The organism is Caballeronia sp. NK8 (assembly GCF_018408855.1).
Lineage (GTDB): Bacteria > Pseudomonadota > Gammaproteobacteria > Burkholderiales > Burkholderiaceae > Caballeronia.
Genome location: NZ_AP024323.1, coordinates 575,735 through 587,851, shown reverse-complemented (window position 1 = coordinate 587,851; position 12,117 = coordinate 575,735). Strand labels below are relative to the sequence as shown.

The window sequence follows — 12,117 nt, the reverse complement described above, 5'->3', positions numbered from 1 at the left end:
CAATCATGCGCTCGACCAAAGCCATCAGCGCCGTCGAACGGCTCAAGACGCGCACCGGCAACGCCAGCTACGCGGCCATCTCGATGCCCGGCGGCTACTTCTATCTCGTCGAACGCTCGGCCGAAGGCGCGAAAAAGCTCTCCGAACCGATGCCGATGGACGATTTCGTCGCGTTCGTCAACGCGCGCGAGCCGGGCAAGCCGCGCAAGGTCAGCAAGCTCGATCTCGCGATGGAAGAGCAGATCGGCCGCAGCGGCAAACGCACATCGGGCACCTCCACAACGCCCGCCGGCGGCGACGAGTAACGCCTCCTCTCTGCCGCCGTGCTGCCCTTGGCGCGGCGCAACATCGGAAACCCCACAGTCCCCTCACATGAATGTGCGATGACAGACGGAGCCAGCAGGCTCGCGTTGCGTACATTTTTGTTAACGATCGAGTCCGCTGAGACGGGCAACGATCGGTCATCCGAAGAAAAGAGCAAAGGCCACCCGCAACGGTACAAAAAAATGCGCGGGTGAACGGGGTGCCTGAACGGCGCGCATATCCGAAGTCGGGGATGGCGCGTCGCATGGCCGAGAGGAAGACCACAGATGAAAAAGAAGAATAGTGAGGCCAAGGGCAGCCTTTTGCCCTCGGCAATGGCTGATGTCGAGCTTCAGCATATCGAACGCGCGCTCGCGCAGCTTCGCACGATGCACAAACAATCGTCGGGCACGCTCAACGTCGAATACTGGCGCGAGCGTCTCACCGCCGTGTTGAAAGGCTATGCGCTCGTGCCCGCGCAGAAGCAGCGCATTGAAGCGCTGCGCATCGCGCTCGATACGGTCGACAGCGGTCCACGCGACGGCTCCGGCAGCCGCAGGAAGTCGACCAACAGGCTTTGGGCGAAAGCGGCCTGACGACCGCTTTCGCCACTCGCGCGTCAGCGCGATCCCTTCGTTCGCGCCCGCGTCTCGCATCGAGCCGGGCGCAACGTCAGTTGCACCTGCGACTCATGCAGGCACCCTTCCTGCTCGAATATAAGTCTTTCGATCACGCCGGGAGCCGCCATGTCCATTCATCGTCACCAGCACGCGCGCAGCTCGCGCCAGCCCTGGGGCGCGCTTGCGAATGCGCTCGTCGCCAGCCTCATCGCCACGTTCAGCACATACGGTGTCGCGCAGATCACCAACGACGGCGGCTCCGGGCGCAATGAAGGCCGTCAGTCGGATTCGACATCGCGCGCCGAGCCGTCCGGCGCTACGGTGCACGAATCGCACAAGCCGCAATCGAAGGATGCCGCGAAGGGCCGCGCCGCGACCGCAGGCAAAGGCCAGAAGGCCGACGGCAGCGGCGGCTTCGGCGATGGCCTCTACGGAACGGGCGCGGGCAGCAACAAGTGATGCCGCGTTTGCGATCAGTCGTCGCGTTTATGCGGCAAGTCCATGATCTCCGGCGCGATCGCCGCATGATTGACGATTGCGACCAGCGACACGCCCCCGATCACGTTGCCGATGAACGTCGGCACGAGGAATACCAGGAAATAGTCCGAGAGGCTGGCGGCGTCGATCATCACCGCGTACGCCGCCTCGACCGATCCGGCGACCACATGTGTGAGCTCGCTCACGGCGACGGTGTAAGTCACGATCAGGATCGTCAGCAGACGCCCGGAGCGCGCGCTCGGCAGCAGCCACACCATCAGCGCGATGAGCCAGCCGGAGAACACCCCGCGCACGACAGTCACGCCAAACTCGGCGGAGAGCGGCGTCTTCGCGAGCGTGGCGAGCGACTCGCTCACTTCCGGCGAGAACACGCCGCGAATCTGCAACATGGCCGCGAAGATCGCCGTGCCGACCAGGTTGAAGAACAGCACGATCGCCCACAGACGCAGCGCCTTCAGCAAAGTTGCGACGTCGCGCCGTGTAAGCACGGGCAGCACCGCCGTCAACGTGCTTTCGGTGAAAAGCTGCTGGCGGGCAAGGATCGCGAACACGAAGCCGACGGTGTAGCCGAGGCTCGAAACCAGCCCGCGCCAGGCGGTGTCGGGCAAGGAGCTTTCGAGGATCCCCTGGACCAGGAACGAGAAGCCCATTGAGAGGCCCGCGGCGAGCGCTGACCACATCAGCGCGGCGAAGGTGCGCTCCATGGCGACTTCGCCCTCCTCCCGCACGATTTCATGAATCACGAGCGGATGCGGCGCGGAATGTTCGGCGGCCTGCTCCTGTTCGGCGCTATCCAGGTGCGGAGAGTCCGCTCCGGCGGAATTCCCCTTGTCGGGGGCCGCGGCGTGCGGCTCGTTCATGATCGTTCTCCCTGAACGCCGCTCGATTACGGAAGGTGGATGAGCGGCAGGCGCATCCAAGAAGCAGGAAGAATGCCAGTAAGGCTAGCGTGCGATGGTGCCGTCCGCAGCGTCATATCCTCGCCATTTGTAAATGAGCGCGGAAACGAGCCAGCAGGCGACGAAAATCGCGACGATCCCGTAACCGAGCATGCCGAAGTGCTCGGAGAGCGACGCGGCCACATCCCACAGTCCGCCTTTCAGTTGCAGCCGGTCCGCGATCAGACCGAGCGCCTCGATGCCACCGACCAGCACCGCGATCAGCACCGACACCAGCGTGACCGTGAGGTTGTAATACAGCTTGCGGATCGGCTTCATGAACGCCCAGCCGTACGCGCCCGCCATCAGCAAGCTGTCGGCGGTGTCGATGAGCGACATGCCCGCCGTGAACAGGACCGGGAACACGAGAATCGACCACACCGGCATGCCGCGCGCCGCTTCGGCCGCCGCGATGCCCATCAGGCCGATTTCGGTGGCCGTGTCGAAGCCGAGGCCGAACAGGAAGCCGAGCGGATACATGTGCCAGCTCCTGCCGATTAGCCTGAAAAGTGGCCGTGCGAGCCGCGCGAGCGGACCGCCGCCGACCGCGAGCATGTCGATGTCTTCGTCACGGCACGTCTCGCCGCGGCGCACGCGCCGGAATGCGCGCCAGACGCCGCGCAGCACGAAGAGGTTCATCGCCGCGATGGCGAACAGAAAAAGCGACGACACCGACGTGCCGATGATCCCGCCGATCTCGCGAAATTCGGCGAAACGGCCCTGCACGGCCATCGCGGTCGCGGCGATCAGCGCGGTGGCCGCGACGACGATCGTCGAATGCCCGAGCGAAAAGAAAAAACCGACGAAAATCGGCCGCTTGCCTTCCTGCATCAGCTTGCGCGTGACGTTGTCGATGGCGGCGATGTGATCGGCATCGACGGCATGGCGCAGCCCGAGCGAATACGCGAGGAGAGACGTGCCGAGCAACAGCGGATAGTGCCGGAACGCGATCAGCGCCCAGAGCCAGGCGAGCACGTTGAAGGCGATCAGCCCGGCGATGAGATGCGCGGATTTGCGCGGCAGTGCGCGGCGCACCGGATGCGACGTGCAGGCGGGCTCGAGCGGTTCAGACATATGCGCGCAAGTGGGGTCGGAGGGACCAAGCATACCAAGCCGGCCCTCGTTGCCAATATTCGGCCGGTGCGCGAATGCTTATAGCGCCGAGCGCGAAATCGATAGCGGGATTCCTTGGTTGGGACGCGCGCGCCGCGCCGCTAGGATGGCCCTTCGTCTTTCACGAAGTCCGCCATGCCCCGCTATCTCGACGACGCGCAACGCCACGAACTCCAGAACGAACGCAACACATGGCGCTGGCGCTGCGAATGGCCGACCTGGGCGGTCATCGTCGCGGTCTACGGCGGCTGGTTCGGCGTCGCGTTGAACGCGCGCACGCTCGGCCTCGCTCCGACCATCGCGCTGCTCGCGCTGCTGTCGTGCTGGTATATGTCGCTCCAGCACGAACTGATTCACGGGCATCCGACGCGCTGGCCGCTGGTCAACATGCTCATCGGGCTCGCCCCGCTCGCGGTGTGGTTTCCGTACGCGGTGTATCGCGAGTCGCATCTGCGTCATCACGACGACGAACATCTGACCGAGCCTGGCCGCGATCCCGAAAGCTATTACGTGACGTCCGCACAGTGGGCGAACGCGGGCCCCGTATTGCGCGCCGCGCTCGCCGCACGCAATACGTTCGTCGGGCGCATGCTCATCGGTCCGTGGTTCTCGATCGCGGCGTCGTGGCGTGAGGCGGCGCAGGCCGTCGTCGAGCGGCGCTGGCGCATCGTCGCGAGCTGGGCCGTGCATCTCGGAACGCTCGTGCTGCTCGCAAGCTGGCTCGAAGCGAAATGCGGCATTCCGTGGCGCGCGTTCGTGTTCGGCGTCGGTTACGCGTCGCTCGCGCTGGCGTCGGTGCGCTCGTTCCAGGAGCATCGCGCGGCGGGACACGAGCGCGAACGCACGGTCGTCAACGAAGCTGCGTGGCCGTGGCGTCTGCTTTTTCTCAACAATAACTTTCACGCGGTGCATCACGATCTGCCCGGCGTGCCGTGGTTCGCGCTCGGACAGATCTACACGCGCCGGCGCGACGCCTATCGCGCGAGCAACGGCGGCTTCGTCGTGCGCGGCTATGGCGAATGGGCGCGTCGTCACGCGTTCGCGCAGGCCGCCGAGCCGGTGCATCCGGCCGCTGCGGGGACATCGTTCGTTCCGGCTGGCCGCGCTAGCGATACCGCCAGTCTCGCGGGCTGACGCGGCGCGCTGTACGATTCGGCATCTTCATTCGCCATCTCTTCGCGATGCGCTGGCTCGCCGCCCTGCCGATGTACAACGTCACACCCGCGCTCGCGGCCGACTGGCGCACGCTGCTCGCGCGCGTCCACGATCGTCTCGCGGACTGGCTGAAGGCGCCCGGCGATACGCTCGCGATCGTCGATCCGGGTGAGGATCTCACCGCGTTCTGGCTGCGTGACGACGTCCTGCTCACGCAGACCTGCGGCTATCCGCTCGTCCATGCGCTCGCGCAGCGCGTGCGCCTCGTCGCGGCGCCTGATTTCGACGTGCCCGGCTGCGACGGCGGCACGTATCGCAGCGTGATCGTCGCGGGTGAGCACGTCGCGGCGCAGTCGATCGAAGCTTGCCGCGGCCTGCGCGCCGCCTATAACGACGACGACTCCAACAGCGGCATGAACCTCTTGCGGCACGCGGTGGCCCCGTTCGCGCAAAGCGGACGGTTTTTCGGCTCGGTGACGAAAACCGGCGCGCATCTCGCGTCGCTGCGCGCGCTGGCCGAACAACGGGCCGACGTCGCCGCGATCGATTGCGTCACGTTCTCATTCGTGCAATCGCAGCTACCGGAACTCGCGGCGCGCGTGCACGTGATCGGCATGACTGCGAGCGCGGGGGCGCTGCCGTTCATCGCGTCGACACGCGTGCCGCAGGACGCTACCGATACAATTTTTCACGCACTCGCCGATGCGCTCCGTCAGGACGACGCGCTCGCCCGGCGGCTCCGGCTCAAAGGCGTCGTGAGGCGCACCCAGGCGGACTACGCGCCGATCCTCGACTACGAACGCGACGCCATCGCGCGGGGTTATCCGCAGCTTGCCTGAGCGAAATCACGCCAGCCCGATCCGGCAGATTTCCGGGAGTTTCGGCACAATCGGCTTTTTCAGCGCGTGAACCGCGACGCGCACGCAGCGCGAGCGGCCACGCTATCGGAACGCCGCAATGATCCCCTTCTCGCTACTCGACCTTTCTCCGGTTCCGCTCGGCTCGACGCCGGCCGCCGCCTTCGCCCATTCACTCGATCTCGCGCAACACGCCGAGCGCTGGGGTTATCAGCGCTACTGGCTCGCCGAGCATCACAACATGACCGGAATCGCCAGTGCGGCGACGGCCGTCGTGATCGGCCATATCGCGGCGGGCACGAGCACGATCCGCGTCGGCTCGGGCGGCATCATGCTGCCGAATCACGCGCCGCTCGTGATCGCGGAGCAGTTCGGCACGCTCGCCTCGCTGTTCCCGGGCCGGATCGATCTCGGCCTCGGACGCGCGCCCGGCACCGATCAGACCACGGCGCGCGCACTGCGCCGCGACCTGCACGGCAGCGCCGAATCCTTTCCCGACGATGTCGTCGAACTGCAACGTTATTTCGCCGATCCGGTCGAAGGCCAGCGCGTGCGCGCGGTGCCCGGCGCGGGCCTGCATGTGCCGATCTGGCTGCTCGGCTCGTCGCTCTTTTCCGCGCAGCTCGCGGCGGCGCTCGGGCTGCCGTTCGCGTTCGCGTCCCATTTCGCGCCGGATTATCTGCTGAGCGCGCTGGAGGTCTATCGCGCGCAGTTCCGCCCGTCGGCGACGCTGCAAAAGCCCTACGCGATGGTCGGCGTCAATGTCTTCGCCGCCGATACCGTCGATGAAGCGCGCTTTCTCTTCACGTCGCTGCAGCAGCAGTTCATCAATCTGCGTCGCGGCACGCCCGGCCAGTTGCCGCCCCCAGTCGAATCGATTGCGTGGAACGACGCCGAACGCGCGGGCGTCGAGCATTCGCTCGCGTGCTCCGTCGTCGGCGCGCCAGCCGATGTCGAAGCCGGACTGCGCTCCGTGATCGCCCAGACCCAGGCCGATGAACTCATCGTCACGGCGCAGATCTTCGATCACCGGGCGCGCCTGCGTTCGTTCGAGATCGCAAGCCAGGCCCGCGACGCGATCGGCGCTGGCGTCTGAAAGGCCTTGCGCTGGACGCGCGCACTTTTGACAGGCAATAATGAGATAACCGGAGGGCGGCGCAGGCCGCGGCGCGCTCCGCGTCCGCCTCATTCGCCAAGCTGACTCCCATGTAACGCGCCCGAATTTCGTGCACGCGGGTGAACGGCGCGGCGAAACAACAACAATGACGTCGCAAGACGGGAGGAAGAATGTCGATGCCGAGAAGCGCCGCCACTGGCGCCATGACGCTCCTGACGGAATACGACGAAGCCAGCGGACAGGAAGTGCGTTCGCTGCGCCTCGAACCCGCGGCGGATGGCAAAGCCGTACTGCTGATTGAAATCGACGAGCGCAAACCCGGCATTCACCGCGAAGTGCGTTATGAGATTACGCCGGCGGAACTGATTGCCGCCATTCGCGCGCACGGTGCGGAATTACCGGGAGAACAACATAGTCGTTAAAACGTTTTAACAGTTGCCATAAGCAGCATACAATAGAGACAGCGAGGTTCGGCCGCTATGCTGCATGGGCGGCCGTGGCCTGGTTCCCGGTTCGTGGCTCCCCGGCTTGACTTTCCGTGCGCATCCGTTGCGCGCTTCCGTCACGGCGATGCCCGGCCGGGCGAACGTTCGCATTTGGGGCATAGCAGGCATTAAAAGACGAAGCGCCGAGCAGTTAATAGACGTGCGGTAAATACACTAATTGACGCGAGGCAGGCGCTGCGTCACGCTTCATAAAACACCTAAATTCAATTGATCGAACCGCTCCGGTCCGCGCGGGGTATCGGTTCGCCCTTTGAAAATCACAAAGCTGAATCAGGAAAGCCGTGGACGAAAGAAAGCGAGACAGCATCATTGCGTATTTGCGCAGCCGAATGGCTGAGTTCGGCATTACCGAGAGAGCGTTGGCCGAAGCATTGGCCGAAGCGCCGCCGGTGGTGGCACCACCGCCGTCCTTCACCAGGACCAACGGGGCTCATGGCGCGTCGAAGACCAAGCGGCCGATGCCGCAATTGCCGTTAGTGCCGCAATCGGCCGCCGGCGCAGCGCCGATATTCCGCAACGCCAGTGGCGACACGTGGGACGGCCTCGGCGACATGCCCGAGTGGCTCAAGCGCGCGGTGCACGCCGGACAGGACATCGAGTTCTATCGGGTCTGAGACGCCATTGCTGATTCGCCGGACCAGCCGGCGGAACGCCCGTGGCGCGCGAATACCTTGTCAATCATGCCCGCGCTTTGGCGCGTGGATGAGCGCGCGCGTCGAAACGGACGCGTGCGCCATTGCGCGCCGCGTATCGTATGGGCATCGCCGCCCGCTCCTTCGCTGCCATTTGGTAGCTTTCATAGTCAATTCATTGCGATTTATCAAGCTCAAAAAATTTCGCCGATGGTCGCCCATTGAGCCTGAAAACGTTTATTGATACTTCCCTGTAAGTCGGCTCGCACAGAAAGCCGCGCATCGACCAGACGTCAAGCCCGCCCGATCAAGTCCCGCCGTCTCCATTCGACAAGGGGGCATGCATGAACGCACACGGACGCCGCAACGTTGCACCCATTGCCCACGCACATCGGCCGGCACACGGACGAGGACCGTACACCGGCTCCGGTTCGCGCAGCCGCGTCTGACGCGCCGGGCAAATCGCACGCATTCCGAACGATCGAGCGGCGCACGCCATGCTTTCCCGCCCCGAGACACTGCCGAGCGTCGTGCGACGAATGACGGCTGGCCGCATGCTGCTGGAAGGCGTGCCGGTCGAAACGGTCGCCGAGCAGTTGCACCTGTCCGTGCAGACCGTGCGGCGCTACAAGGCGCTCGTCTCCGAGGGCGGTCTCGACGCACTCGCGAAGATGGGCGTCGGCGGGCGCGCGTCGGTGCTCGATCGGGAGGCGCTCGACTGGATCGCCGCTGCGTTGCAGGGATCGGCGCGCGAGCACGGCTTCGAGAGCGACACATGGACTAATGCGCGCCTGCGCGAGGTGATCGAGCGGCGCTACGGCGTGCGTTACTCGCGCGTCTATATCTGGCAGATCGCGACCAATCTCGGGCTCGGTCATCTGCTTTCGAAGTCGCGTCGATGAGGGCGCGGTCATCATCAATACAAAGGAGACAACCCATGATTCTTTCGACAACCAAGCGGGTGCATCGCTCGATCAGCCTCGTCGCGACGTGCGCGGCGCTTTCCCTCACTGCAATCGGCAGCGCGCGGGCTCAGGACGACGCGTCGGCGCCGATGGCGCGCGGCGCGGCGGCCATCGCGGAAATCCAGGCGCGTGTCGTCGGCATCGATCCGGTGACCAACAGCGTGTCGTTGCAGGGGCCGCAGGGGCGTGTCGCCGAAGTGGCGGTCAATCCGGAAATCGGCGATGTCAAGAAGCTGCAGCTCGGCGATATCGTCAACATCCAGTACCGCAGCGCGCTGCTCGTCCGGGCGACCAAAGTCAAATCGGATGGCATACGCCAGCGTATCGATACGGAGGCGGCGATCCCGGCGTCGGGCGGCGTGATGGCGCAGGCGCGGGTCGTCGAAGTGATCGGAACGATCGAGCGTGTCGATGCGAAGAAGCGTCGCGTTACCTTGCGCGGTCCGAGCCGCACGGTGACGCTCGATGTGGCGCCGGATGTGTCGCTCGCGGGGCTTAAGGCTGGCGATACGGTGCAGGCGCAGTTCGAGTCGGCGACGGCGGTGCAGGTGTTGAGGAGTGGGCAGGCGGTGAAGTGAAGTGAAGTGACGGCGATGGTGTCCACTTTTTTGTGGACACGCTTGCGCGGTTCGCCGACGTGACAGTGTCGAAGGTTGTTTGTTTTCAGTGCCTCGATCCTTGTGATCGAGGTACGGTCAAGCTCGTCTCATAAGCCCATAGAAGGTTGTCAAATTTTGCACGTCCTCTTCGACATCAGCTATTTTTTGCGAAACTAATTTCGTATCTCTAATTAACTTTGCCGATAAGCAGTTACGAGAAACGAAATGTCAAATATCTGGCTGAAGATGCCGGGCATCGCCGGTGATTCGATGGACCACGGACACGAGGGAAAAATCGACGTACTAAGCTACCGATGGGGTCTGTCAAAGGTCGAGCGAAACCCAACAGGCAAGGCGACTGCGATTCAGAACTTGACCATCGTACATGTCGCGTGTGCTTTCTCATCGAGTCTGATCGGCTTCACGGCCTCGAACAAGGTCACTGATAAAGCAGTGTTCTCGTGGCGTAAGCCTGATGCGCAGGCCATTCCAGGCGGACAGGGAAAAGCTATTTCCCGCCATACTTCCTGAGCCTCACGATGGAGAACGTCATGGTCATTGCCTTTTGGCTTTGAGATGGGACATTATCAGGAAGTGACGCTGTCCTTCGACGCATTCAAGCACGAATGCACCAGGCTGAGCGCGGCAGGGATTCGCGCTGGAACTGCCACGGCGCAATATATCTGCCGCCCCGGGAATTTACTATGATCGAACATTGAATATTATGGCGAGTAACGCATGAAGCTCGACAAGAGCAGAATAAATTGGTTGTCGGTGGTCATCGGTGTGAGCATTTCACTGTTCCAACTCCAATTTCTGCCTTCCACTCTCGAATTTGTCAGAAATTCACAAGTCACTTCGGGTGAAGTCATCAATCCCAGTTCGGGCCATCATCCTGAAGTGACGTTCAGGTCCGTGAACGGCCAAGCAGTCATATTCTCTGGCAGCAGCTTGTTCATCGTCGACGCAGGTGATCGAGTAGAAGTCCGATATGTACCAGGAGACGAACGGCACGCACGTTTGAATCAAATTTTTAGTATCTGGGGTGTTCATATCATTTTGACTGCGGTCGGACTTGGGTTTGTGCTGGCAGGAATAGGTGGACAGTTATTTCGTGGCATGCGATAACAGGTGTTCAGTATGTTTAGAGAAAGTGATTGGACGTTCAAAACCGCCGCGAGCGGAGGGATCGGTCTCGGCTCGCTAGCCGCATCGGGTGGAATGATCGTCCTGACCGACGCCGCAGGAAAGACGCATCAGTTCAAGTACGGAGGCATCGGAGGCAGCACTGGAATTTCCCGATTGCCTTCGCGCTTCCGGCTCCCCGATATCCCCATACCGAAGTTTCTTTCCAAAAGCGGTACGATTGTCGGTTCCGGCGCAACTACGGATTTCGACGGTGGTGGCTGGGTCTTTCAAACCAGTGACCGAAAATTGTCCCCTGAAGATTTTGAAGGACCAACACTCTATTTCGAGTTCAGCGGCGGAGTGTTGATAGCAGGCGGAGTCTCCGTGTTGCTAGTCGGGCTGAAGGAAGAAATTGTTGTTCCTTTCATTTTCAACCCGGCTCTATTTTCGAACTTGCTTTTTGGTCACGCGAGCGCTTTGATTGTCGCGGTTGGAGTAAGCGAAGGATTTATAGATGGCATCGGCGCGGGGATGATGTTTGGGAGTATTTCATATGGTGGACTTTACGACGACTAGCGATACCCCTGCTCGTCGTGAACGTTACAGTAAGACCCAAAGAACGAAACGCCCCGAAGGGCGTTTCGTTCTTCTCTCAGGCTCCCACCACTCAAAAATTGAAGTTATCGATATTCGCCGCATCAAAAGTCGTCGGCGGCCCGAGAATCACTTCCCCGCTCTTGCCCACCGTCCGCTTGCCCAGTTTCCCCGCATCGAACGAATCGCCTTCCTTGCCCGTGATCGTACCCGACGCGAGATTGGCCGCCGCGAACGCCGCGAGATAACCCAACTGACCCGGATCCCACAACTGGAACGCCTTGACAGTACCGTTCTTCACGAACGCGCGCATCTGGTTCGGCGTGCCCAGACCCGTCACCACGACCTTGCCCTTCGCCGGCGAACTCGAGATATAACGCGCCGCCGCCGCGATCCCGACCGACGTCGGCGCAACGATGCCCTTCAGGTTCGGATACGCCTGCAACAGCCCCTGCGTCTCGACGAACGACTTCTGATCGTCGTCATTGCCGTAGGCGATCTTCACGAGCTTCATCTTCGAATACTCGGGCTTCTTGAGTTCCTCCTGCATCCACTTGATCCAGGTGTTCTGATTGGTCGCGTTGGGCGTCGCCGAGAGAATCGCGAACTCGCCCTCGCCGCCGATCAGCTTCGACAACAATTGAATCTGCCCGCGCCCGATCGCCTCGGAATCGGCCTGATTCACGAAGATCTGCCGGCCATCCGGCGCCGTGTCGGAATCGAAGGTCACGACCTTGATGCCCTGCGACATCGCCTTCTTCAGATACGGCACGACCGCGTTCGCATCGTTGGCCGCGATCACGATCGCGTTCTGCCGCTGCGTGATGAGCGTGTTGATATAACTCACCTGCGACGACGCGCCCGCGTCCGACGGTCCCACGACCTTGCCGTCGCCCTTCATCTCCTTGATGGCGGCCATGCCGCCGTCGTCGGCGATCACCTCGTAGGGGTTATTGATCTGCTTCGGCAGAAAGGCGATCTTCAGGCCGCTCTTGATGTCGGCGGCGCTTGCGGAGAGCGCGACGGTCGCGGCGAGAAAGGCCGCCGCCAGCGCCGGGCCGCGCAGGAATCGAATGGGCTTGTTCATGTCGT

The 12,117-nt window shown here is 62.7% G+C and carries 16 protein-coding genes; 13 read left to right on the top strand and 3 right to left on the bottom strand.

Annotated elements, in window-relative coordinates; translation table 11 throughout:
• The first annotated feature begins 5 nt into the window (after positions 1 to 5).
• The 3 genes from NK8_RS17360 to NK8_RS17350 all read left to right on the top strand — a co-directional run bounded on the left by NK8_RS17360 (position 6) and on the right by NK8_RS17350 (position 1,382).
• Positions 6 to 305: a hypothetical protein gene (locus NK8_RS17360; RefSeq protein ID WP_162067341.1), complete on the top strand. Its 300-nt coding sequence runs from the start codon at positions 6 to 8 to the stop codon at positions 303 to 305.
• 285 nt (positions 306 to 590) lie between these two features.
• Positions 591 to 899 carry a hypothetical protein gene (locus NK8_RS17355; protein ID WP_213230216.1) on the top strand — a complete coding sequence of 103 codons (309 nt, stop codon included), beginning with the start codon at positions 591 to 593 and terminating at the stop codon, positions 897 to 899.
• A gap of 150 nt (positions 900 to 1,049) precedes the next feature.
• The gene (locus NK8_RS17350; protein ID WP_213230214.1) at positions 1,050 to 1,382 is read left to right on the top strand and encodes a beta-xylosidase; all 333 of its coding nucleotides are present in this window, start codon (positions 1,050 to 1,052) and stop codon (positions 1,380 to 1,382) included.
• Positions 1,383 to 1,396: 14 nt separating this feature from the next.
• Here NK8_RS17350 and NK8_RS17345 read toward each other — a convergent pair whose 3' ends face one another.
• The gene (locus NK8_RS17345; RefSeq protein WP_213230212.1) at positions 1,397 to 2,281 is read right to left on the bottom strand and encodes a formate/nitrite transporter family protein; all 885 of its coding nucleotides are present in this window, start codon (positions 2,279 to 2,281) and stop codon (positions 1,397 to 1,399) included.
• A gap of 84 nt (positions 2,282 to 2,365) precedes the next feature.
• Positions 2,366 to 3,433 (bottom strand): HoxN/HupN/NixA family nickel/cobalt transporter, encoded by a 1,068-nt coding sequence (locus NK8_RS17340; protein WP_213230210.1) that lies wholly within the window; start codon positions 3,431 to 3,433, stop codon positions 2,366 to 2,368.
• A gap of 174 nt (positions 3,434 to 3,607) precedes the next feature.
• Between NK8_RS17340 and NK8_RS17335 the strand changes: the two genes are divergently transcribed.
• The 10 genes from NK8_RS17335 (at position 3,608) to NK8_RS17290 (ending at position 11,007) form a co-directional block, all read left to right on the top strand.
• Positions 3,608 to 4,606, top strand: coding sequence for a fatty acid desaturase (locus NK8_RS17335; protein ID WP_213230208.1), 999 nt, complete (start codon positions 3,608 to 3,610; stop codon positions 4,604 to 4,606).
• A 47-nt stretch (positions 4,607 to 4,653) separates the two neighbouring features.
• Positions 4,654 to 5,466, top strand: coding sequence for a phosphate/phosphite/phosphonate ABC transporter substrate-binding protein (locus NK8_RS17330; protein WP_213230206.1), 813 nt, complete (start codon positions 4,654 to 4,656; stop codon positions 5,464 to 5,466).
• Between the two features lie 118 nt (positions 5,467 to 5,584).
• A complete protein-coding gene (locus NK8_RS17325; RefSeq protein WP_213230205.1) occupies positions 5,585 to 6,580 on the top strand; it encodes an LLM class flavin-dependent oxidoreductase in 996 nt (331 codons plus the stop codon).
• A 197-nt stretch (positions 6,581 to 6,777) separates the two neighbouring features.
• On the top strand, positions 6,778 to 7,023 hold the full coding sequence (locus NK8_RS17320; protein WP_035969404.1) for a hypothetical protein: 246 nt from the start codon (positions 6,778 to 6,780) through the stop codon (positions 7,021 to 7,023).
• Positions 7,024 to 7,388: 365 nt separating this feature from the next.
• Positions 7,389 to 7,721 (top strand): H-NS family nucleoid-associated regulatory protein, encoded by a 333-nt coding sequence (locus NK8_RS17315; RefSeq protein ID WP_061174374.1) that lies wholly within the window; start codon positions 7,389 to 7,391, stop codon positions 7,719 to 7,721.
• A gap of 515 nt (positions 7,722 to 8,236) precedes the next feature.
• Entirely contained in the window at positions 8,237 to 8,641 is a 405-nt protein-coding gene (locus tag NK8_RS17310; RefSeq protein ID WP_174258056.1) for a helix-turn-helix domain-containing protein, read from the top strand.
• A 35-nt stretch (positions 8,642 to 8,676) separates the two neighbouring features.
• Entirely contained in the window at positions 8,677 to 9,282 is a 606-nt protein-coding gene (locus NK8_RS17305) for a copper-binding protein (RefSeq protein WP_213230204.1), read from the top strand.
• A 246-nt stretch (positions 9,283 to 9,528) separates the two neighbouring features.
• On the top strand, positions 9,529 to 9,834 hold the full coding sequence (locus NK8_RS17300; protein ID WP_213230203.1) for a type VI secretion system tube protein Hcp: 306 nt from the start codon (positions 9,529 to 9,531) through the stop codon (positions 9,832 to 9,834).
• A 207-nt stretch (positions 9,835 to 10,041) separates the two neighbouring features.
• On the top strand, positions 10,042 to 10,431 hold the full coding sequence (locus NK8_RS17295) for a DUF3592 domain-containing protein (RefSeq protein WP_213230202.1): 390 nt from the start codon (positions 10,042 to 10,044) through the stop codon (positions 10,429 to 10,431).
• Positions 10,432 to 10,524: 93 nt separating this feature from the next.
• On the top strand, positions 10,525 to 11,007 hold the full coding sequence (locus NK8_RS17290; protein ID WP_213230201.1) for a hypothetical protein: 483 nt from the start codon (positions 10,525 to 10,527) through the stop codon (positions 11,005 to 11,007).
• Positions 11,008 to 11,098: 91 nt separating this feature from the next.
• Here the strand turns inward: NK8_RS17290 and rhaS are convergent, their stop codons facing one another.
• On the bottom strand, positions 11,099 to 12,112 hold the full coding sequence (gene rhaS / locus NK8_RS17285) for a rhamnose ABC transporter substrate-binding protein (protein ID WP_162067333.1): 1,014 nt from the start codon (positions 12,110 to 12,112) through the stop codon (positions 11,099 to 11,101).
• Between the last annotated feature and the right edge of the window lie 5 nt (positions 12,113 to 12,117).